Below are 21,494 nucleotides of genomic sequence, written 5' to 3'. Positions count from 1 at the left end.
CCCCCCCCCGCTGAACTAGGCCGCCGCACCGTCCTCGCCGGCGCCGCATGGACGATCCCCGCCATCGCCGCCGCGAGCGTCGCACCCGTCGCGGCCGCCGCCTCGGGCACGGTCGCGCTCGCGTTCGACCGCGCGAGCTACTCGACCCTCCCGTGCGGCGGAATCACCGATGCCTACGTCACGACGACGATCGACGGCATCCCTGCGGCTGGAGTCAGCGTCACCACGGTTCTGAGCGGGGGGTACGTCTTTTATCCCGCAGTAACGACGACGAACACACAGGTCAGCGGTAGTGACGGGCGGATCAGCCTCCCCGCGATCAGTGCACCCACAACAGGCGGGAACGCAACGATGTCGGCGACGGCCTCCGGGGCCGCGAGCGTCTCATCGCCACTTTCAGCAAGTCCCGGAATCGCACTGAGCCGTTTCGTCCAGGTGACGACATCCGGACAAATGAGACAATATCCATTCACCGACCTTTCGACCGATTGGAGATCTGTAAAAGCTCAGATGTTCCTCACCCCCACGAACGACCTCTACTACGTCGGAACCCAGATCGCTTCCAGCGTCGTCGCAGCGGTGGGATATACATACGGACGGTGGAACATCGTTGACTACGTGCTGGCGGACGGTTCAGCGCGCAGCTTCGTGCGCAACACCACCGCCGGAACATCGACAGACTCCGCCGTCTCAGGAACGCCCGTCGGATCGACACCCGTGGGCGCGCTCGGATTCATAGACAGCAACAACGACCTTTATTACTCCGGGTCAAAGATCGCCTCGAGTGTGTCGCATTGCGTTGGATACGCTATTCAGAATTCCTACGTTCTCGAATATGTCGTCGCCAGCAGCGGGGCCATGCGCCGCTACACGAACAACAAGGCGTCCGGCACATCCTCGGATACGGCTTTCTGGGGGGTTCCTGTCGATTCCGTTCCGCTCGGTGCGAGAAGTTTCCTAGCACCGAGCAAAGACCTCTACCACGGGTCGACGCAGGTCGCCAGCGGGGTGTCCTCGGCCGTGGCGTATACATTCCAGGGGAGCTACGTCATCGAATATGTCCTGTCCGCGAACGGATCGATCCGCCGTTTCGTGAACGACACCTCGACCTCGCAGCAGACAGACAGTCCGGTGACGGGCATTCCGTCCGGCTCGACGCCCGTCGGCGCTCAAATGTATATCACCCCTTCCAACGACCTCTATTTCCAGCAGACCAGAGTCGCGACGGGTGTTTCCCGAGCGATCGGGTACACCTTCCCCACCGAGTACATCGTCGAGTACGTAGGGACTCCCGTATACGAGGGAAATGTCACATGCTGAGGGCCGACACCGATCTGCGCGTACGCGAACCGGTCTCCTGCGCCTCCCTCAGCGGGTAGCCCCCACTCCCAGCACCGCCTCGGCGAGTGCCCGGATGCCCGCCGCGACGTCGGCGGCGGACACGGCCTCGTCGGGGTGGTGACTGATCCCGTCGGGGTTGCGGAGGAACAGCATCCCTTCCCCTGTGATGGCCCCGATCGCCATCGCGTCGTGACCGGCGCGACTGAACAAGGTCGGGGCCTCCCCACCGATCCCCTCCCGCACCGCATCCTGCAACAACGGATCGCAGAACACCGCCGGCGCGGAATGCACCTCCCGTGACCGCCAGCGCAGGCCGCGGCGGCCCATGATGGCATCCAATTCCGCGGAGATCTGGCTCCACGTGTGATCGCGGGTCTCGTCGAACTCGCCGCGCAGGTCGAGCGAGAAGATCGCCTCACCAGGCACGACGTTCACCGCTCCGGGGAATGCCTCGAGCTGACCCACCGTCCCGACGATGTGATGCTCGGCACGGCAGATCCGCTCCACCGCGAGCGCCGCCTCGCTCGCGCCGAGCAGCGCGTCGCGGCGCATGTCGTACGGCGTGCCACCCGCGTGGCGGGCCTCGCCCTCGACCACCAGCTGGAATCGCCGCGCCGACGCGATGGACGACACCGCCGCGAGCGGCAGACCGGCGCGGTCGAGCTCGGGGCCCTGCTCGATGTGCGCCTCCAGGTATCCGACCAGCTCCTCCGGCTTGCGCGCGGCCTCGCCGACACGGCCCGGGTCGAGGCCGAACTCGCGGAACGCCTGCCGCAGCGTCGAGCCGTCGGCATCCGTCAGCTCCCACCAAGCCGGGTCCCACTGGCCGGCCACGGCCGACGAACCCAGCAGCGCCTTGCCGAAGCGCGTGCCCTCCTCGTCCGAGAACGCGATCACCTCGAGCGCGAACGGGAACGGACTGGATGCCACGCCCTCGTCGTCCACGCGACGGACCAGCCGCACCACCTCGAGCGCCATCAGCACACCGACGATGCCGTCGAAGCGACCGGCATCCGGGACCGTGTCGAGGTGCGACCCGAGGAGGAGGGCGGGGGCGTCGCGGTCTCCGGCGGGGGCCAGGCGGCCGACCTGGTTGCCGGCGGCGTCCTGGCGGGTGGTCATGCCGAGCTCGCGCATCCACTCGGCGGCGAGGCGATTCACGCGGGCGTGCTCCGGCGAGAGATAGACGCGTTCGATGCCGCCGTCCATCGACGTGACGCGGGCGAGCTCCTCGCAGCGGCCCATCACCCGTCGCGCGGCCGACGCGATGCGCTCGGGCGCGACCTGGAGCCGGGTCTTCATCCCGCGGCCCCGTACACGCCCTGCGCGGCCTCGACGCCACCGCCCGCAGCGACCGCCGCACCGTGGCGCCGCAGCACCGTTTCGAGAGCGGCGAGGGTGGTGAGCACGGCATCCTTCCGGGCGTTGTAGCCCATCGTGCCGATGCGCCAGACACGGCCGTGCAGCGGGCCGAACGACGTGCCGATCTCGATCCCGAAGTCGTTCAGCAGCTCGGCGCGCACGGCGTCGCCGACGACGGCATCCGGAATCTCGACCGCGACGACGTTCGTCATCTTGTGCGCGACGTCGCCGAAGACGGTGAGCCCGAGGCCCTCGACGCCGGCGAGCATCGCGTCGCCGTGCAGCTGGTGCCGCGCGATCACTTCGTCGCGGCCTTCAAGCAGCAGCACGCGTGCGCACTCCCGCGCGCCGTAAAGCATCGTCGTGGCCTCGGTGTGGTGGTTCAGGCGCCGCGGACCCCAGTAGTCCAGGATCATCGCGAGGTCGAAGTAGTTCGAGCGGATGAAGTCGGATGCCACGGCATCCCCCTCCTCCCGGATCCCCGCCTCGACCCGGGCGCGTGAGCGCACGACCTCGACGGCGCGGTCGGACAGGCTGATCGGGGCCGAGCCGGAGGGTCCGCCGAGGCACTTCTGCAGGCCCGCGGTCGCGGCATCCAGGCCCCAGGCATCCATCTCGAACGGATTGCCCCCGAGCGAAGCGGTGGCGTCGGTGTAGAACAGGGCGCCGTGGGCGCGGCAGATCTCGCCGATTTCGTCGATCGGCTGGAGCATCGTGGTCGACGTGTCGCCCTGGACGCACGCGACGAGGTGCGGCTTCACCCGCTCGATCGCCTCGCGGATCGTCGAGACCGGGAAGACCTCTCCCCACGGCACCTCGATCGTGTGGACCTCGGCGAGCGCACGCTCGGCGATCTCCTTGAGCAGATGCCCGAAACGGCCGAAGATCGGCACGAGCACACGGTCGCCGGGGCGGATGAGCGACACCATCGCCGCCTCGATTCCGGCGCGGCTCGTGCCGTCGATGAGCAGCGTCGCGTCGTTCTCGGTGCCCCAGACCTGCCGGTACAGGCCTTGCGTCTCGGTCATGGTCGCGGTCATGAACGGGTCGTACTGCCCGACGAGCGGCGCGCCCATCGCGCGGAGGACGCTCGGGTACGCCGAGATGGGGCCGGGGCCCATCAGCAGGCGGGCGGGCGGGTCGATCGGGCCGGGGAGGTGGGTCATCGGGGCTCCGTGGTGCGGGGGTCGGGCTTCGGGCGATGTGCCGCTATGCAGCGGGCGGGAGGATCGGGCACAACTCCGGCAATCCGGGCGTGGCGGGCCGTGGATGCCGAGCTCTGCCGGTTCTGCAGGAGTTGTGCCGCGTTCATCACGCCGCACCGACCAGCGCCGCCAGCCGCCGGGCGAGACGCACCAGCGCGATGTCGGTGCCGGCGCGCGACACCAGACAGACACCCACGGGCGCGCCGGCGACCGTCAGCAGCGGCACCGAGACCGCGGGGAGGCCCGCCGCCGCCGCAGGGGCGGTCATGCGCAGGGTCGCCGCGCGGACGGCATCCACGTCCGCCGTGCGCAGCGGCGCGGGGCCCGGCACGGTCGGGAAGATGAGGACGGCGCCGTCGACGAGCTCGGACAGGTGCGCGGCGATCGGCTCGAGCGCGGCGCGGGCCGACGCCTCCTCGGCCGGGGTGATCTGCGACGCGACGCGGAAGCGCTCCGCGACCGCCGGTCCCACCGCCCCGGGATGCGCCCGCAGCCACTCGCCGTCGTTGCGCCAGGCCTCGGCCCCCTGGACCGTGCGGAACGCGGTAAAGGTGGCATCCAGGTCTCCCGAATCCACGGCGCGGAACGGGGGCGGATCGTCGGATGCCGCGAGCGCGGCGAGCAGGCGCGAGAAGGCCGTGCGGGTGTCGGGTTCGACGCACGCGAGGATCTCCTCGGGTACGAGGAACCGCCACGGGAGGTCGTCGCCGGAAGCGCCGTAGACGTTCTCGGTGGAGGCCGAGCCGTCGTAGCTCAGGCACCAGTCGGCGACGCGCTGGAGGGTCTCGCCGTCGCGGGTGAGCCAGCCGATCGTGTCGAACGACTGCGCGAGGGGCAGCATCCCCTGTCGCGGCACGAGGTCGTGGGTCGTGCGGAGGCCCCACAGGCCCTGATACGACGCGGGGACGCGGATGGACCCGGCCGTGTCGGTGGCGAGTCCGACGTCGGCGTGGCCGAGGGCGACGGCGGATGCCGGTCCGCTCGACGAGCCTCCGGGGAGGGCTCCGACGACCGCCCCGTTCGGTGGGGTGCCGTAGTGCACGTTGTCGCCCGCGATCGAGTAGGCGAACTCGTCGGTGCGGGCGATGCCGCGCAGCGACGCTCCCGCGCGGAGGAGGTCGGCGACGGCCGGGGCGGTGGCCTTCTCGGGACGCGCCTCCTCGAGGAACGTCGGGTTGCCCGCGCCGATGCGGAACCCCGCGATCGCGAACAGATCCTTGACGGCGACGGTGAGTCCCGCGAGCGGACCCTCCCACGCGCCCTGCAGGAACGGATCGCCGACGCTGCGCCAGATCGTGCGGTCGAGCGCGGGGGTGCGGGGCGTCACGTGGGCCGCGATGATGAGCCAGCGCCCGTCGACCCGCTGCCACACCTGCGTCTGCAGCCCCCGGCCACCGCCGCGGAACGCCGACACCGAGACGAGCAGGGCGACGTCGCCGTCGGTGCTCGCGGCTGGGGCGATGGATGCCGCGGCCTCGCGACCGGCCGCCTCGTCCGGGGAGCCGGATGCCGCGGCCTCGCCGCCGCGGGCGAGCGGACGGTAGTGCACCTCGGCGATCTCGCGCGGGGGAACGCCGCCGCGCAGCGCGCGGAACCCGCTGATCGCGTCGTGTCCGACGAGGAGCCCCGCGGTGTCGCCGCGGAGCGTGTCGTCGCCGGGGGCGAAGAACGCGTCGAGGGCGTCGAGGTCGTTGGCGACGATCGCCCGCTCGTACGCGTCGAACGCCTCCCGCAGGTCGCCCGGGATAGTGGCATCCGTCACCGTCGGTCACTCCTCGATGCGTCGCTGAAGGTTGAGTGTCCAAGACACGCGGATGCTCGCGCGACCCATCCGCGTGTTTTGGACACTGAACCACGAACTTGTTGCCGCGGAACGATGCCGGGCGCGGCGCCGGCGGCGTCCGCGGCCTCGGCACGGGCGAGGGCGGCGGCGAGCGCGGGGGTCATGCGGCACCCCCGTCGCCGGCCAGCGCCACCGGCTCCACGGCAGCGACCCCGGCGAAGTCCGCCTCGCGGATGCGGGCGTGGACGCCCGACACGATGTCGACGACCTGCGAGATGTCGAAGTCGGTCGCGGCGCTGAGGTACGCGTAGGCGAGGTGCTCGTCCATGCCCCAGCGGCCGCCGAGCAGCGACAGCGACGCGCGGACGCACGCGCGCATCGCGGCATCCAGGTCGGGATCCATCCCGGTCGGCACGAGGTACTCGGGTGTGCGGACGAGCGGGCCGGTGACGTTCCCGAACGCCGCGCGAGCGGCATCCGCGGGGATCACCTCGAAGCGCAGCGTCGCCCGGAGCGACGCCTCGAGCGCGGTGAGCGCGACCTCCCCGTCGCCCTGCGCGAAGTGCGGGTCACCGACGTACGCGAGCGCGCCCTCGACCTGCACGGGGAGGAACAGCGTCGTCCCCTCCACGAGCAGGTTGATGTCGATGTTGCCGCCGTGGGTTCCGGGCGGAACGGAGTGCGGGCGCTCGTGCCCCGCGACCGCGACGCCCATCGTCCCGAGGAACGGCGCGAGCGGGAACGCCACCACCGGGTCGGAGCCGTCCGCGAGGGGCAGTGTGCCGTACAGCGCCCCGTCGCGTTCGGCGACGGAGGCGAACACGCTGACGTTGCGCTCCCCCCGGGGCAGTTCGCCCACGAGCGCCCCCTTGCCGTGCCGGTTCGAGATCACGCCGTACGGCACGCGCGGGGCGAGCGTCTCGACCGTGATCTTCAGCAGATCGCCGGGGTGCGCGCCGCGCACGTGCACGGGACCGACGACGACGTGCGGACCGTCCGCCCTCACGTCACGGGGGACGGATACCGCGATCTCGATCGCGTCATCGAGCACCTGCTCCGCCGGAACACCGTGCGACGCGAAGTACGCCGCCGGGTCCTTGCCCTGATCGTCGAGGATGCCCTCGTGGCTCACGGTGTCGAAGGTCACGGTCTCCCCCGACGCGATCTCGAGCACCGCCGTGTCGGCCGCGCAGGGCAGCCGCCCCCACAGCACCGTCTCGGGCGTCGCGCGGACGTAGTGATCGCCGGGGATCGGGCCGACGCCCGGCTGCAGGATCGGCACCGCGCTCATGCCTCGACCACCGTGGTCACCAGCTCGCGCCCCGCGCGGAGCGTCACGGGCTCGCCGCGGCGGAACACCGACTCGCCGCGCAGCCATGTCTCGCGCACGACACCGGTGAGCGTCTGCCCGTGCCACGGCGAGACCGGGTTGCGGTATTCGAGGGCCGTGGCATCCACCACGAACTCCTCGTCGGGAGCGAACGCCACCAGGTGCGCCGGAGCGCCGGGCGCGATGACGCCGAGGCCCGCAAGTCCGGCGATGCGCGCGGGTCCGGTGGTCACGAGCGGCAGGAGGTCTTCGAGCGGGATGCCACGCCCCCGCGCCGCGGTGTGGACCGACGACAGGCCGGTCTGGAGTCCCGCGATCCCGCCCCAGGCCAGCCCGAAGTCGGGGTTGGACTTCAGCTCCACCGTCGCGGGCGAGTGGTCGCTGACGATGGCGTCGATGGTGCCGTCGACCACCCCCGCCCACAGCAGGTCACGGTTCGCGGCGCCGCGGATCGGCGGGCAGCACTTGAACGCCGCGGCACCGTCGGGCACCTCGGCGGCGTCCAGCGTGAGGTAGTGCGGGCACGTCTCGACGGTCAGGCGCACGCCCGCGGCCTTCGCGGCACGGACGTCGTCCAGCGCCTCGCCGTCGGACACGTGCACGATGTGCGCGCGGGCACCGGTGCGGCGAGCGGTCTCGATGACCCGGCGGATGGCCGCGCGCTCGCTGACCGGCGGGCGGCTGGCTTCGAAGTCGGCGTAGTGCGGGCCGAGGGCGCCGTCGGCGTGCAGGTGCGCAGGGTCCTCGGCGTGCACGATCAGCAGGCCGTCGAACTCGGCGAGCTCGACGAGGCACGCCTCGAGCTGCTCGGCATCCAGGTGTCCGAATTCGTCGATGCCGCTCGGCGACAGGAAGCACTTCACCCCGACGACCCCGGCATGCGACAGCGCGCGCAGTGACCCGAGGTTCTCGGGGACCGCCCCTCCCCAGTACGCCACGTCGACGGCGAGCTTCCCGACGGCGGCGGCACGCTTGGCATCCAGGGCTTTGGGGGTCGTCGTGACCGGCGAGCTGTTCAGCGGCATGTCGACCACGGTCGTCACTCCTCCGGCCGCGGCGGCCGCGGTGCCGGTGGCAAAGCCCTCCCACTCGGTGCGTCCGGGTTCGTCGAGGTGCACGTGGGAGTCGACGAGGCCCGGCAGCAGCACGGCGTCGTCGGGCAGCACGCGGTCGGCCATCGGGTCGAAGACGGTCACGTCCGTGATGCGACCCTCGTCGATCACGACGGTCGCGGGGACGAAACGCCCGTCCACGAACGTGCGGCGGGCGGCGATCCTGGTGCTCATGCCGATCACGCTAAAGGCCCCGCGTTTCGCCGATGTAACCGTCATCAACATTTGCGGGAACAGGTGAGGGCGTGTGGGGCGCTGGATGTGGCCCCGGGGCCACGAACGACGCCCCGGGGCCACGAACAACGCCCGGCGACCGCTCTCCAACCCCAGCGCTCTCGGAACGTACGCCCGCCCCGCACCCGAAATGTTCCCCACAGCAACATCGCGGACACATCCGGCCACAGCCCCGTAACGCGGCGCCCGTAGCGTTGCGGCCATGCACCTCACCGCCTTCAACGCGGCCTCTGCGGCCGACGCGACGGACGTCGTCCGCGTCTGGGCCGACATCCCCGGGTGGGTCGACGCCGTCGTCGCCGGTCGCCCCTACGCGGACGTCGATGCCCTCGCCGCCTACGCCGGAGACCTCGCCGCCACCTGGGCCCCGGAAGACCTCGAGCAGGCCCTGCACGCCCACCCGCGCATCGGCGCGAGGGTGTCGGGCGAGAACGCCGAGGCCGTGGCATCCCGTCGCGAACAGGCCGCGATGACCACCGCCGCCGATGACGACGTCGCCGCGATCGCCGCCGGCAACGCCGCCTACGAGGAGCGATTCGGTCGCGTGTTCCTCATCCGCGCGGCGGGGCGGACGCCGGGCGAGATCCGCGCGGAACTCGAGCGGCGCCTCGGCAACGCCCCCGACGCCGAGACCCTCGAGGCGACGCGGCAGCTCGCCGAGATCGCGCTGCTGCGCCTGCGGACGACCCTCGCGGACGACGCCCCCGACGAACCGGAGCCCGCCGAATGACGCACCTCACCACGCACGTCCTGGATGCCGCGACCGGCACGCCCGCGGCCGGTGTCGGCGTGACACTGGCGCACCTCGACGGCGCCATGATCGCCGAGGGCGTCACCGACGCCGACGGACGCCTCGCGCTCGGCCCCGACCGCCTCGACGACGGCGACTACGCGCTCACGTTCGGGACGGGGGCGTACTTCCGCTCGCGCGGCGTCCCGTCGTTCCACCCCGTCGCGACGGTCGCGTTCACCGTGAGCGGCGCGGGTCACCTGCACGTGCCGCTGCTGCTGAGCCCGTTCGCGTACTCGACCTACCGCGGCAGCTGAGGAGGAGCCATGAAGGTCATCGTCATCGGCGCGGGCATCGGCGGGACCTCCGCCGCCCTCGCGCTGCTCAAGCTCGGCCACGAGGTCGTCGTTTACGACCGCATGCGCGAGAACCGCCCGGTCGGCGCCGCACTGTCGCTGTGGTCGAACGGCGTGAAGGTGCTCAACTGGCTCGGACTCGGCGCCGAAGTCGCCGCGCTCGGCGGCCAGATGGACGACATGGCCTATTACGACGGCCACACCGGCGAGGAGATGTGCCGGTTCAGCCTGGCATCCGTCACCTCTCAGACCGGGCAGCGGCCCTACCCGGTCGCGCGCGCCGATCTGCAGGCGCTGATGATGGATGCCGTCGGCCCCGGCCGCATCCACCTCGGGATGCAGCTCGTCGAGGTCTCCGACGACGGCGAGACCGTCACCGCCACGTTCGCCGACGGTTCGACCGACACGGCCGACCTCCTCATCGGCGCCGACGGGGCTCGGTCGCTCGTGCGGGACTACGTCACCGAGCCCACCGGCATCCGTCCCGAGAGGCGCTACTCCGGTTACGTCAACTACAACGGCCTGGTGCCCGCCGACCCCCGCATCGGACCGCCGCACCAGTGGACGACCTACGTCGGCGACGGTAAGCGCTGCGCCGTGATGCCCGTCGCCGGCGACCGCTTCTACTTCTTCGTCGACGTTCCGGGACCCTCGGGCGTGCTCGAGGACCGCTCGGCCGCGCTCGAGGCCGCGTTCGGGGCGTGGGGCGCGCCGGGTGTCCGGGCGCTCCTGGAGACAATCGACCCCGACGCCTCGCTCAACCGCGTCGAGATCTGGGACATCGACCCGTTCCACACCTGGGTGCGCGGGCGCGTGGCGATCCTCGGGGATGCCGCGCACAACACCGCCCCCGACATCGGGCAGGGCGCGTGCTCGGCGCTGGAGGACAGCTTCGCCCTCGGCATCGTGTTCGCCACCACGACGCTCGGCGTCGAGGATTCGCTGAAGCGGTACGAACGCATCCGCACCGAGCGCGCCGGCGACCTCGTGCTGCGGGCCCGCAAGCGGGCGCACGAGACGCACGCGTTCGACGTCGAGGCCACGCAGGCCTGGTACGACGGCCTCCGCCGCGAGGACGGCACCGGCGTCATCCGCGGCATCGTCGGCAACATCGAGGGCAGCCCCGTGGAGCTCGGCGCGTCGGTGCTGCGCTGACGTCGGAGGGCGCCCGGCTCCGAGTCGGCGCGGGCCGAACTCCTGAGAAGTCGGGCGGTTCTGCGGCATCCGGCCCGCGAATTCGCGGGAGCGCCCCCGTCTGACGAGGGAAACTCAGGAGTTTCGCACTGGCGTCGACCTCGGCGCGGCAGTCATGCGCTCAGCGCGGCCTTTGATTCGGTGTCCGAGACACGCGGATGCCACGGACGACGGTCCGCGTGTCTTGGACACTCAACCGGGGTGCGGTACCGACGCGTGGACGCGCGCGCGGGTCAGACCCGCGCCGGGTCACACGTGGAAGACCGTGTGGACGTCGCCGCCGAGCACCTGGCGACCGCCGAGGGCGTCGATCTCGAGCAGCACCGCGGTGCCGGTGACCTCGCCGCCCAGGCGGGCGACGAGAGCGCGGCCGGCCTCGAGCGTGCCACCGGTCGCGAGCACGTCGTCGAGCAGCAGCACGCGCGTTCCGTTCGGGATGTCGTCGTGCATCTCGATCTCGGCGGTGCCGTACTCGAGGGCGTAGGAGACGGATGCCGCGGGCCTCGGCAGCTTGCCCGCCTTGCGGATCGGCACGAGCCCCACGCCCGCCGCGATGGCCGCGGCTCCGGCGAGGAGGAACCCGCGCGCCTCGATGCCCGCGACCACGTCGAAGCGGCCCGCGAAGGGCTCGAGCAGCGCGTCGATCGTGGCGCGCAGGGCCGTGGCATCCGCCAGCAGAGGCGTGATGTCGCGGAACGTCACCCCCGGCTCGGGGTAGTCGGGGATGCTGCCGATCAGCGATTCGGCGCGGGAGAGAGCGGAGGCGTCGGGCACCGTCCCAGCCTAGACGCGGGCGCACCGACCGCGCCGAGTGTCCAGAACACGCGGATGCCACGCGGCGCCGTCCGCGTGTCGTGGACACCGAACCCCTCACTGCGCCCGGTCACCCACGCGCGTGTCCAGGACACGCCGTAAGCCCGCGGGCCGATGCGGCGTGTCTTGGACACTCGATCCGCGGCCCCTCGCCCCACTGCAAGCGCTTGCACTACCCTGGATCCCATGACTTTCACGCAGCAGGACGCGCGCCCCGAACTCGAGTCCGCTCCCGGGTCCGAGTGGTGGCGGACGGCCGTCATCTACCAGATCTACCCCCGCTCGTTCGCCGACGCGTCGGGTGACGGACTGGGCGACCTGCCCGGCGTCACCGCGCACCTCGACGACCTGAAAGAGCTCGGAGTGGATGCCATCTGGCTGAGCCCCTTCCAGCGGTCGCCGCAGAAAGACGCGGGGTACGACGTCGCCGACTACCGCGACGTCGACCCGATCTTCGGCACCCTCGCCGACTTCGACGCGATGCTCGCGGGTGCGCACGAGCGTGGCATCCGGGTGATCGTCGACCTCGTGCCGAACCACTCCAGCGACCAGCACGTGTGGTTCCAGGAGGCGCTGAAGGCCGCCCCCGGCAGCCCCGAGCGTGCGCGCTACATCTTCCGCGACGGCAAGGGCGAGAACGGCGAGCTGCCCCCGAACAACTGGGAGTCCGTGTTCGGCGGCGGCATGTGGAAGCGCGTGACCGAGGCCGACGGCACCCCCGGCCAGTGGTACCTGCACATCTTCGACGAGTCGCAGCCCGACTTCGACTGGACCAACCCCGAGGTGCGCGCGGAGTTCCGCGACATCCTGCGGTTCTGGCTCGACCGGGGGGTCGACGGGTTCCGCGTCGACGTCGCGCACGGTCTCATCAAGGCCGCGGGGCTCCCCGACTTCACACCCGACCCCGAGGGCGGCTCGATGGGCGGCGACGCCGCCGGCGTGCCGTACTGGGGTCAGCCCGGCGTGCACGAGGTGTGGCGCGAGTGGCACGAGGTGCTCGCCGAGTACGACGGCGACCGCGCGCTGTGCGCCGAGGCGTGGCTCCCGACCGTCGCGCAGACGGCGCTGTGGGTGCGCCCCGACGAGATGCACCAGGCCTTCAACTTCGCGTATCTCGAGACGAAGTGGGATGCCGAGGCCCTCCGCGACGTGATCACCGACTCGCTCCACGAGTACGCCGCCGTCGGCGCGCCGAGCACGTGGGTCCTGTCGAACCACGACGTCGTGCGCCACGCGTCGCGCCTGGCTCTCACGGCTGAGAACCCGCAGGGCGCCGGCATCGGCCCGAAGTCCCCCGGCAAGCCCGACCCCGTGAAGGGTCTGCGTCGCGCCCGCGCGGCGACGTCGCTCATGCTCGCGCTGCCCGGCTCGTCGTACCTGTACCAGGGCGAGGAGCTCGGCCTGCCCGAGGTCATCGACCTGCCCGACGACGCCCGTCAGGACCCGACGTGGTTCCGCACGAACGGCGAGCGCTACGGCCGCGACGGCTGCCGCGTCCCGATCCCGTGGACCGCCGACGCTCCCGCCTACGGCTTCAACGACACCGGCGCCGCCTGGCTGCCGCAGCCCACCGAGTGGGCGGAGCTTGCACGGGACGTGCAGCGTGAGGACCCGGCATCCACTCTGTCGCTCTACCGTTCGCTGCTCGCCGAGCGCCGCGCGCACGGCCTGGGCGCGGGGTCGCTGGAGTGGCTCGACGGGTACGGCGACGACGTCGTGGCGTTCCGCAACGGACCCGTCACCGTGATCGCCAACCTCGGTGACGCGGCGGTGGACCTGCCGGCCGGCGACGTCCTCGTCGCGAGCGGACCGCTGGACGGCGACACGCTCCCGACCGACACGACCGTCTGGATCGCCGCGGCCTGAGCCGCCGGCATCCGGGATCCGCGAGACCGTGGTCGGCATCGACGAGGTCGCCCGCCGGGCGGGCGTGTCGACGGCCACGGTCTCGCGGGCCCTCAGCGGGCGCGGGCCGGTCTCGCCGGCGACCCGGGAGCGCGTGCAGGCCGCCGCGGACGAGCTGGGGTACGTCGTCTCGGCTCCCGCGTCGGCGCTCGCCACCGGACGCACGCGCGCGATCGGCGTGGTCGTGCCGTTCCTGGACCGCTGGTTCTTCAGCACCGTGCTGGCCGGGATCTCCGACGCGCTCGTGCGCCGCGGCTACGACATCACGCTCTACAGCGTCAGCGGCGAGCGCGCAGAACGCCGCCGCGTGTTCGACGACCACCTGCGCCGCCGTCGCATCGACGGGGTGATCACGATCGCCCTCGAGCTGGACGGCGGCGAGTCCGCGCTGCTCCGGGGTCTCGGCATCCCGATCGTGGCGATCGCCGGGCCGACTCCGCTGCTCACGACCCTCACGGTCGACGACCTCGCCGTGGGGCGGCTCGCCACGCGGCACCTGCTCGACCTCGGACACCGCCGCATCGCGCACATCGGCGCGGACGCGACGACCGACGCCGTGTCGTCGGTCCCGTCCCTGCGTCGGCGCGGGTTCACCGAGGAGATGGATGCCACCGGCGCCACGCCGCAGTACACCGCCGGCGACTTCACGATCGAGGGGGGATCCGCGGCGGCGCGGGATCTGCTCGAGAGCGCCGACCGCCCGACGGCGATCTTCGCGGCGTCGGACGAGATGGCGATCGGCGCCGTGCTCGCCGCCCGGGAACTCGGGCTGCGCGTGCCCGAGGACGTCTCGATCATCGGTGTCGACGGCAACGACCTGGGCCGCTGGTTCGGCCTCACCACGATCGACCAGTTCGCCCGCGGCCAGGGCGAGCGCGCGGCCGAAGCCGTGCTCTCGGAACTCGACGGCGCCGAGCCCGTCACGCGCCGCGGCACGCTGCCGTTCGCGCTGCTCGAGCGCGGTTCGACGGCGGCGCCGCCGAGCTGCTGAGGCCGCGGCGGGGCGCGGCATCCGGCACAACTCCTGCATTCCGCGGCTGACGGACCCGCAGAGGCGGAGCAGGATGCCATTCCGCCGGAGTTGTGCGCGGCCCCAGGCCCCGCCCGCGCGCCCGGCACAACTCCTGCACACCCCGCGCGCCAGGCCGCGTCGGAGCACCGGCGCCCCGGAACCGCAGGAGTTGTGCGCGCCCCGCACCGGCGGATGCGGCCGGTCAGCACCGCGGCGGATGCAGCGTGTCAGCGCTGCGAGGCCGCCAACGATCCGGTCGTGCTCGCGGCCGCCGGGTCGTAGATCAGGCACAGGATCTCGCGGTCGCCCTGCGCCCAGGTGTCGGCGGTCGGCGAGACGTAGGAGTAGTCGAGGGCCGAGTCGGCGTACGGGATGCCGACGAAGTCGCCGAACACCGCACCGCACCGATCGGTCGCCTGAGTCTGCAGCGCGTCGTCGCCCGGGAAGGTTCCGTCGTCGACCAGGAACGACGAGAACACCTCGTAGGTGTGGGGCTGGGCGCAGTCCAACACGTTGTCGCTGGTGATGAAGCCGCTGGCCACGTCGTCGAGGCACGAGCCGACCGGGAGGGCGAACGACTCATCGGGCTGTGCGGGATCCTCGGCCTGGGTGGAGGTCTCGTCGCTGGGCGGGACGAACGGATCCGCCGAGGAGCCCACACTGGACGAGGTTGCCGCCGCGAACGTGAAGAAGAGGAAGAGACCGATGGCGGCGAGGACGGTCAGCACCATCATGACTGCGCCCACAACGATGCCGCCGATCGCGAGGCCGCGGCCCTTCTCCCCCGTCCGCTTCACCTGCGCGAGGGCCACGGAGCCGGCGACGATACCGCCGATCGGGAACACGAACCCGAGGACCAGGGCCACGATCGCAACCGTGTTCGTCCGCTGCGGTGCGCCCGGAACCGGGGCAGGAGCGCCGTACCGGAGGTCCGGAGGAACCGGCGCGGACCCGACCGGCGGGGCGGGGTATGCAGCAGCAGAAGCCGTCGGGTCGCCCGCGATCGGGGCGGCGGCGGGTTCGGGAACGACTCCGTCCGGGACGCCCCCGACCAGGACCCCCTGTTGCGCCAGTCGCACCCCGGCCAGGTGCGCCGCGTCGCGGACGACATCGCCCGCCTTGGCCGCGCCGATGGCCCCGCCCTTGAAGAAACCCCCGACCGCGGAGTGCTCGAACGCGGCCAGGGTGCCCTCGGCATCCGGGGTGAAATGCACGTCGAACCGCACGTGCATGTCCTGCCCGGCGAACGCGCCCGCGACGATCGTCGTGCCGAGGCTCCCGCGCGAGACGTCGAGCGAACCGCCGGCCGTCGGCTGTACGGTGAAGCCCTGCTCGGCCAACGCGGAGCCGACGGCATCCCGTGCCTGGTCCAACGGAAGAAGAAGACGCAGCTCTGCGGTCGCCACGGGTGCCCCCTGATCTCGTCACCCCGCAGGTGACATGGTCGCGATCAGGCTATCGCCCTGCGGTCAGCGGATCCGGCCGACCAGATCGTCGCGTGTCAGGGTGTCGGCCTCGCCGAGGACGGCGCGGGCCGCGTCGCGAGCGTCCTCGACGTTCCACAGCAGCACCCCGACCACGCGCTCGTCGTCGAGGTAGTAGACGACACCGCGGTCGGTGTCGATCCAGTCCTCGACCGTCTCGAGCGACGCATCGAGCGTGCCGACGGCTTCGTAGCGGATGCCGAACACGGCCGAGTAGTAGTACGGCGTGTGCGTGTACGCCTCGGCGGCACCGGCGAGATTCCGGCCGACGGCACGGCCCATCTCGTTGGCGTTGTCGACGTGCTCGACGCGGCGACGACCGAGCAGTCGGTCGGGGTAGCTCGCGACATCGCCGGCGGCCCACACGTCGTCGGCCGACGTCCGCAACTGGGCGTCGACCACGATCCCGTCGTCCACGGTGAGTTCCGCGGCTTCGGCGAGGTCGGTCGCGACCTCGATGCCGAGCCCGCTCACCACGGCGTCCGCGCGGACCTCGTCGCCGCCCTCGAGTCGGAGCCGGATGCCATCGGCATCCGCCTCTCCGCCCTCGACCTTCGATCCCGCGACGATCTCGACCCCGGCGTCGCGGAACAGCTTCTCGAACCGCTCCGCGAGCGCGGCCGGGAACACGGCGTCGCCGAGCACGGCGCCGGTGTGGATGAGGACCGTGTCGACGCCGTTCTGGACGAGCGCGGCCGCGAGTTCGGAGCCGATGTACCCGCCGCCCACGACCGCGATGCGCCCGACCTGCTCGGACAGGGCGCGCAGCCGCCGGTAGTCCGCGGCGGTGCGGAAGGTCAGCGCCCGCTCGCCGCCGGAACGATCGTCGATCGGGAGGGGAACGGGGTGCCCGCCAGTGGCGATGAGCAGCTTGCCGTACGTGAACGTTCGGCCGTCGGCATCCACTTCGTGCGCCTCGGGGCGGATCGCCGTCGCCCGCGTGCGCAGCCGGATGTCGGCGCCGGTGTCGTCGGCGGTGCCGAGCGGTACCTTCTCCCACGTGAACTCGTCGTCGGTCCACAGCTTCTTGCTCAGGGCCGGACGCGTGTACGGCTCGTCGACGTCGTCGCTCAGGATGCCGATCGCCCCGTCGGCGTCGAGCTCGCGGATGCCGCGCGCGGCGGTGTCGGCGACCATCCCGCCGCCGACGATGAGGTAGTCGAAGTGTGTCGTGGCCATGCCGCCAGCCTCGCCTCCGCCGCGCCCCGCGCGGGACGGGTGGACAGGGGAGGTGGCATCGGGTAGCGGGTGGGCGGCGCCGGGTTTCAGTGTCCAAGACACGCGGATGCCACGGCGCATCGTCCGCGTGTTCTGGACACTGAACCGCAAACCGCACCGCGCACGGTCGGGCGTTCCCGGGGGCGGAGGTTCGGGTGTCCAGGACACGCCGTATGGCGTCGGGCAGATGCGGCGTGTCTTGGACACTCGCCCGAACCAGTGCACCGGCGCGGCACCACGCCTAGGCTCGAACGCATGAGCGTCGACCTCGAAAGCCTCTACACCGACCTGCACACGCATCCGGAGCTGTCGTTCCAGGAGACGCGGACCGCGGGGGTCATCGCCCGGCACCTCGCCGACCTCGGCCTCCCGGTCGAGGAGGGCGTGGGACGCACCGGCGTCGTCACGCGCATCGACAACGGTCCCGGACCGGTCGTGTGGCTGCGGGCCGACATGGACGGACTGCCCGTCGAGGAGCAGACGGGCCTGCCGTACGCGAGCACCGCGCGCGGCACCGACCCGGCCGGCAACGCGGTCCCCGTGATGCACGCGTGCGGCCACGACATGCACGTCACCGCCCTGATCGGCGCGCTCGAGCGCCTCGTCGCGACGACCGACGAGTGGTCGGGCACGATCGTCGCGGTGTTCCAGCCCGCCGAGGAGTACGGCGCCGGGTCGCAGGCGATGATCGCCGACGGCGTCCTCGACCGGTATCCGCGCCCCGACATCGTGCTGGGCCAGCACGTCACGCCCCTCCCCGCGGGCACGATCGGCGTGCGCCCGGGCACGCAGATGGCGGCATCCGACGGGCTCACCGTCGTGCTGCACGGCCGTGGCGGACACGGGTCGCGCCCCCACTCCACGATCGACCCGGTCGTCATGGCGGCGGCGACCGTCATGCGGTTGCAGACCGTCGTGTCGCGCGAGGTGGACCCGCGCGACGTCGCGGTCGTCACGGTCGGCTCGATCCACGCGGGCCTGAAGAACAACATCATCCCCGCCGAGGCGAAGCTCGAGCTGAGCCTGCGCTACCCCGATGACGAGGCCCGCGCCCGGGTCATGAGCAAGGTCGAGCGGATCATCCGCGCCGAGGCCGAGGCATCCGGAGCCGAGAAGACCCCGACCATCACGACCGACCACACCCTGCCGCCCACGATCAACGATCCGGATGCCACCTCCCGCCTGACCGCGGCCTTCCGTCGGGCGTTCGGCGAGGGCAGCGTCGTCGACCCCGGCATGTTCACCGGCAGCGAGGACGTGTCGTGGTTCGCGCGCGAGTCCGGCGCCCCGCTCGTGTTCTGGTTCTGGGGCGGCGTGGATCCGCAGACCTTCGCGGATGCCGTGGCCGGCGGCACGGTCGAACGGGACATCCCGACCAACCACTCGCCGTTCTTCGCCCCCGTGATGCAGCCGACCATCGACCGCGGCGTCGAGAACCTCGTGGTCGCGGCGCGGGAATTCCTGGACTGATCAGCCCGTCCGTGTGAGGGTGGGAGGAACCTCGGGGGGCCGTCCATGACCATCACGCAGAACGAAACCGACGAGAACGCCCTGCTTCCGGGCGCCGAGATCGTGGTCGGCATCCGGTCGCTCCTGGTCTGGGCCATCGTGGCGGCGACCATGCTGGCTGTGTTCTTGCAGGGCGGCATGAGCAGCTGCTCGGGTGGTGTCACCGGCAGCGGCGGCTTCCTCGACGCCACCGGACGACCGACCGACGTCACCCCGATGTGCGGCTCGGTCACGGTGAGCGCGCACCCCCTCGTGTACGTCGCGATCGGCGTGATCGTGCTGTTCTCGCTGACGAGGATCCTGGGCCGTGCCGACACCGTCGCGTGCGCGCTCGGCATCCTCCACAACGCCCGCCTGGTGATCGTGGTGCTCACCCTCGTCACGTTCGTCGTCGGGCACTGGGCGATCTCCACGCTGCACGTCGAGGACTGGAACAACTACTCCCTGTTCGCTCCCGTCCCCTTCGCGAGCTTCGACATCTCGACACGGCCGATGGGCGCGACCGGCTGAGCCGCCCCACGACGATTGACGCCCCTCTCCGACTGCTCGGGGAGGGGCGTTTCGTGTTCGACGAAGGATCACGGACCTCCCTCTCCGCATGGTCGTGCGCAGGCTCGCTCGTCCCCCGTCAAGCTAACGAGACGTGATAGCGGTTTCAATAAGTACTTGATAACGCTTTCAGAATCCGTTAGCGTCCCTCTCGTTCGACACGACGGAGAGACGAATGACGACGATGCACCCCGCCCCCACCGACGCGGCCCCGGCCCCGCGCCTCGCGTGGGGCACCGACCTCGTGGCGCTGACGTTCCAGTGGGACGACGACGCGCCCGTGGTCTGCGCGGCGATCCGCCTCGCCGGTCGCGACCTGCCGATCCACCGCATCCCGTTCGTCGAGGTGCTCACCGCGGACGCCGGCCACCGCCCCGCCTCCGGACGCCTCGCCCACACCGAACTCGGTCTGCGGATGCGCTACGTCGACCACACCGAGACCGTCCGCGACGGCGTGCACACCCTCGTCATCCGGCAGCGCTCGGGAGACCTGGAGGCGACTCTCACGCTCACCACCCGCGAGGGCGTGGCCGCGATCTCCAGCACCGTCGCCCTCACCAACGTCGGCACGGGTCGCGTCGCGCTCCGGTCGGTCGCCTCCTGGGCTGCCGGATTCACCGACCCCGGCGCGACCGACGACGCGTTCGCAGGCTGGGAGCGCCTGACGGGTGAGAGCGACTGGCTCGGCGAGGGGCGGTGGACGCGTACTCCTCTGCGCGGCCCGGACTTCGTGCCCCTCGCCGAGCACCTCACCGGGCACAATCCGCGCGGCGCCCTCACCGCCGTGTCCACGGGGACGTGGTCCACGGCGAAGGCCCTGCCGACGGGCGTGCTCGAGTCGCGCACGACCGGTCTCGCCCTCGCCTGGCAGATCGAGCACAACGGCGCGTGGCGCTGGGAGATCGGCGAAGACACCGCGGGCGGCTACCTCGCCCTCGCCGGACCCACCGACGCCGACGCGGCGTGGACCCACGTCCTCGAGCCCGCCGATTCGTTCACGAGCTTGCCCGCAACGGTCGCCTTCGCCCCGGATGCCACCGGCGCGGTGTCGGCGATGACCGACCACCGCCGCGCGACGCGGCGCCCGCACCCCGACAACGCCGCGATGCCCGTGGTCTTCAACGACTACATGAACACCCTCGACGGCGACCCCACCACCGAGAAGCTCCTCCCCCTCATCCGCGCCGCGGCCGAGGTCGGCGCCGAGGTGTTCTGCATCGACGCCGGGTGGTACGACGACTCCGGACACTGGTGGGACTCCGTCGGCGAGTGGATGCCATCGACCACCCGTTTCCCGGGCGGCCTCGTCGAGGTCATCGACGCGATCCACGCCGAGGGCATGGTGGCCGGGCTCTGGCTGGAGCCGGAGGTCGTCGGCATCCGGAGCCCCCTCGCCGACCGGCTGCCGGCCGAAGCCTTCCTGCAGCGCCACGGTCAGCGCGTCGTCGAGCACGACCGCTTCCACCTGGATCTGCGTCACCCCGCCGCCCGCGCGCACCTCGACGGCGTCGTGGATCGGCTCGTTGCGGACTTCGGTCTCGGGTTCTTCAAGATGGACTACAACATCAACCCCGGCCCGGGGACGGATCGGGACGCCGACAGCGTCGGTGACGGACTGCTCGGCCACAACCGCGCGGTGCTGGACTGGCTGGACGGTGTGCTCGACCGGCATCCGACCCTCGTCATCGAGAACTGCAGCTCGGGCGCAATGCGCATGGACTACGCGATGCTGTCACGGCTGGCGATGCAGTCGACCTCCGACCAGCAGGACTTCCGCAAGTACCCGCCGATCGCGGCCGCGGCCCCGATGGCGATCCTGCCCGAGCAGGCGGCGAGCTGGGCGTACCCCCAACCCGAGATGGATGCCGAGGAGTCGGCGTTCTGCCTCGTCACCGGCCTCCTCGGCCGCTTCTACGTCTCGGGTCACCTCAACCGGATGACGCGCGCGCAGCGCCACCGGGTCGCCGAAGCGATCACGGTCGCGAAGGAGCTGCGCGCCGAGATCGCCGGCTCCCACCCGCACTGGCCGCTCGGCCTGCCCGGCTGGGACGACCCCTGGATCGCGCTCGCCCTCCGCGGTTCCGAGGGCGATCTCGTCTCGGTCTGGCGCCGAGGCGACGACGCATCCGTGACGCTGTCCTTCCCCCACCTCGTCGGTCGCGACGTCGAGGTGACCCCGGTCTTCCCCCTGGACCTCCCGACCTGGCGCACCGAATGGGATGCCGCGACGGGAACCCTGCACGTGCGCGCCGGTGATGCCCGTATCTCCGCGCGTACTCTCCGGCTTTCGACCCGACCCGCCCCGGTCGACGAAGGCTTCGGCACCGGATCAGACTGATCACATCAACAAGGAGCAA

At 71.7% G+C, this 21,494-nt stretch carries 17 protein-coding genes; 9 read left to right on the top strand and 8 right to left on the bottom strand.

The window, feature by feature from the left end; translation table 11 throughout:
- Positions 1 to 1,320 (top strand): hypothetical protein (locus tag AVW09_RS17930; RefSeq protein WP_442922743.1); only part of this gene is annotated, 1,320 nt, incomplete at its 5' end.
- A 48-nt stretch (positions 1,321 to 1,368) separates the two neighbouring features.
- On the opposite strand, the gene AVW09_RS09225 is transcribed toward AVW09_RS17930, so the two are convergent.
- The 5 genes from AVW09_RS09225 to allB all read right to left on the bottom strand — a co-directional run bounded on the left by AVW09_RS09225 (position 1,369) and on the right by allB (position 8,307).
- Entirely contained in the window at positions 1,369 to 2,643 is a 1,275-nt protein-coding gene (locus AVW09_RS09225; RefSeq protein ID WP_063257796.1) for an allantoate amidohydrolase, read from the bottom strand.
- Positions 2,640 to 3,869 (bottom strand): pyridoxal-phosphate-dependent aminotransferase family protein, encoded by a 1,230-nt coding sequence (locus tag AVW09_RS09220; protein ID WP_063257795.1) that lies wholly within the window; start codon positions 3,867 to 3,869, stop codon positions 2,640 to 2,642. Before AVW09_RS09220 ends, AVW09_RS09225 begins: the two co-directional genes overlap by 4 nt.
- Before the next feature lie 145 nt (positions 3,870 to 4,014).
- A complete protein-coding gene (locus AVW09_RS09215) occupies positions 4,015 to 5,670 on the bottom strand; it encodes an AtzH-like domain-containing protein (protein ID WP_063257794.1) in 1,656 nt (551 codons plus the stop codon).
- 181 nt (positions 5,671 to 5,851) lie between these two features.
- A complete protein-coding gene (locus AVW09_RS09210; RefSeq protein WP_063257793.1) occupies positions 5,852 to 6,982 on the bottom strand; it encodes an acetamidase/formamidase family protein in 1,131 nt (376 codons plus the stop codon).
- Positions 6,979 to 8,307, bottom strand: a complete 1,329-nt coding sequence (gene allB, locus AVW09_RS09205) for an allantoinase AllB (protein ID WP_063257804.1) — start codon at positions 8,305 to 8,307, stop codon at positions 6,979 to 6,981. Before allB ends, AVW09_RS09210 begins: the two co-directional genes overlap by 4 nt.
- A gap of 262 nt (positions 8,308 to 8,569) precedes the next feature.
- Here allB and uraD point away from each other — a divergent pair, with 262 nt between their 5' ends.
- From uraD to hpxO, 3 genes are read left to right on the top strand one after another with little or no spacing between them, the layout of a single operon-like run.
- Positions 8,570 to 9,097 carry a 2-oxo-4-hydroxy-4-carboxy-5-ureidoimidazoline decarboxylase gene (gene uraD, locus AVW09_RS09200; RefSeq protein WP_063257792.1) on the top strand — a complete coding sequence of 176 codons (528 nt, stop codon included), beginning with the start codon at positions 8,570 to 8,572 and terminating at the stop codon, positions 9,095 to 9,097.
- Positions 9,094 to 9,414: a hydroxyisourate hydrolase gene (uraH, locus tag AVW09_RS09195; protein ID WP_063257791.1), complete on the top strand. Its 321-nt coding sequence runs from the start codon at positions 9,094 to 9,096 to the stop codon at positions 9,412 to 9,414. Before uraD ends, uraH begins: the two co-directional genes overlap by 4 nt.
- Before the next feature lie 9 nt (positions 9,415 to 9,423).
- The gene (hpxO, locus tag AVW09_RS09190; RefSeq protein ID WP_063257790.1) at positions 9,424 to 10,608 is read left to right on the top strand and encodes an FAD-dependent urate hydroxylase HpxO; all 1,185 of its coding nucleotides are present in this window, start codon (positions 9,424 to 9,426) and stop codon (positions 10,606 to 10,608) included.
- Positions 10,609 to 10,896: 288 nt separating this feature from the next.
- Here hpxO and AVW09_RS09185 read toward each other — a convergent pair whose 3' ends face one another.
- On the bottom strand, positions 10,897 to 11,421 hold the full coding sequence (locus AVW09_RS09185) for an adenine phosphoribosyltransferase (protein ID WP_063257789.1): 525 nt from the start codon (positions 11,419 to 11,421) through the stop codon (positions 10,897 to 10,899).
- A 225-nt stretch (positions 11,422 to 11,646) separates the two neighbouring features.
- Between AVW09_RS09185 and AVW09_RS09180 the strand changes: the two genes are divergently transcribed.
- Positions 11,647 to 13,326: a glycoside hydrolase family 13 protein gene (locus AVW09_RS09180; RefSeq protein WP_082822903.1), complete on the top strand. Its 1,680-nt coding sequence runs from the start codon at positions 11,647 to 11,649 to the stop codon at positions 13,324 to 13,326.
- Between the two features lie 28 nt (positions 13,327 to 13,354).
- Positions 13,355 to 14,356 carry a LacI family DNA-binding transcriptional regulator gene (locus AVW09_RS09175; protein ID WP_063257787.1) on the top strand — a complete coding sequence of 334 codons (1,002 nt, stop codon included), beginning with the start codon at positions 13,355 to 13,357 and terminating at the stop codon, positions 14,354 to 14,356.
- 248 nt (positions 14,357 to 14,604) lie between these two features.
- Here AVW09_RS09175 and AVW09_RS09170 read toward each other — a convergent pair whose 3' ends face one another.
- Complete coding sequence (locus AVW09_RS09170) at positions 14,605 to 15,783, bottom strand: DUF4190 domain-containing protein (protein WP_063257786.1); 1,179 nt, start codon at positions 15,781 to 15,783, stop codon at positions 14,605 to 14,607.
- Between the two features lie 63 nt (positions 15,784 to 15,846).
- Entirely contained in the window at positions 15,847 to 17,040 is a 1,194-nt protein-coding gene (locus tag AVW09_RS09165; RefSeq protein ID WP_063257785.1) for an NAD(P)/FAD-dependent oxidoreductase, read from the bottom strand.
- Between the two features lie 294 nt (positions 17,041 to 17,334).
- On the opposite strand from AVW09_RS09165, the gene AVW09_RS09160 reads away from it, so the two are divergent.
- The 3 genes from AVW09_RS09160 to AVW09_RS09150 all read left to right on the top strand — a co-directional run bounded on the left by AVW09_RS09160 (position 17,335) and on the right by AVW09_RS09150 (position 21,475).
- Positions 17,335 to 18,549: an amidohydrolase gene (locus AVW09_RS09160; RefSeq protein WP_063257784.1), complete on the top strand. Its 1,215-nt coding sequence runs from the start codon at positions 17,335 to 17,337 to the stop codon at positions 18,547 to 18,549.
- Between the two features lie 45 nt (positions 18,550 to 18,594).
- A complete protein-coding gene (locus tag AVW09_RS09155; RefSeq protein WP_063257783.1) occupies positions 18,595 to 19,098 on the top strand; it encodes a hypothetical protein in 504 nt (167 codons plus the stop codon).
- 214 nt (positions 19,099 to 19,312) lie between these two features.
- On the top strand, positions 19,313 to 21,475 hold the full coding sequence (locus tag AVW09_RS09150) for a glycoside hydrolase family 36 protein (protein WP_082822902.1): 2,163 nt from the start codon (positions 19,313 to 19,315) through the stop codon (positions 21,473 to 21,475).
- Positions 21,476 to 21,494: the final 19 nt, after the last annotated feature.

This window comes from Microbacterium sp. T32 (assembly GCF_001619615.1).
GTDB lineage: Bacteria > Actinomycetota > Actinomycetes > Actinomycetales > Microbacteriaceae > Microbacterium.
The sequence above is the reverse complement of the archived record's forward strand: the minus strand, read 5'-3'. Positions and strand labels throughout refer to the sequence as shown.

Bases quoted from the DNA above. Each gene is read 5' to 3' on its own strand.
- AVW09_RS09225 (WP_063257796.1), bottom strand. From the start codon at position 2,643: ATGAAGACCCGGCTCCAGGTCGCGCCCGAGCGCATCGCGTCGGCCGCG.
- AVW09_RS09220 (WP_063257795.1), bottom strand. From the start codon at position 3,869: ATGACCCACCTCCCCGGCCCGATCGACCCGCCCGCCCGCCTGCTGATG.
- AVW09_RS09210 (WP_063257793.1), bottom strand. From the start codon at position 6,982: ATGAGCGCGGTGCCGATCCTGCAGCCGGGCGTCGGCCCGATCCCCGGC.
- allB (WP_063257804.1), bottom strand. From the start codon at position 8,307: ATGAGCACCAGGATCGCCGCCCGCCGCACGTTCGTGGACGGGCGTTTC.
- uraD (WP_063257792.1), top strand. From the start codon at position 8,570: ATGCACCTCACCGCCTTCAACGCGGCCTCTGCGGCCGACGCGACGGAC.
- uraH (WP_063257791.1), top strand. From the start codon at position 9,094: ATGACGCACCTCACCACGCACGTCCTGGATGCCGCGACCGGCACGCCC.
- hpxO (WP_063257790.1), top strand. From the start codon at position 9,424: ATGAAGGTCATCGTCATCGGCGCGGGCATCGGCGGGACCTCCGCCGCC.
- AVW09_RS09180 (WP_082822903.1), top strand. From the start codon at position 11,647: ATGACTTTCACGCAGCAGGACGCGCGCCCCGAACTCGAGTCCGCTCCC.
- AVW09_RS09165 (WP_063257785.1), bottom strand. From the start codon at position 17,040: ATGGCCACGACACACTTCGACTACCTCATCGTCGGCGGCGGGATGGTC.
- AVW09_RS09160 (WP_063257784.1), top strand. From the start codon at position 17,335: ATGAGCGTCGACCTCGAAAGCCTCTACACCGACCTGCACACGCATCCG.
- AVW09_RS09155 (WP_063257783.1), top strand. From the start codon at position 18,595: ATGACCATCACGCAGAACGAAACCGACGAGAACGCCCTGCTTCCGGGC.
- AVW09_RS09150 (WP_082822902.1), top strand. From the start codon at position 19,313: ATGACGACGATGCACCCCGCCCCCACCGACGCGGCCCCGGCCCCGCGC.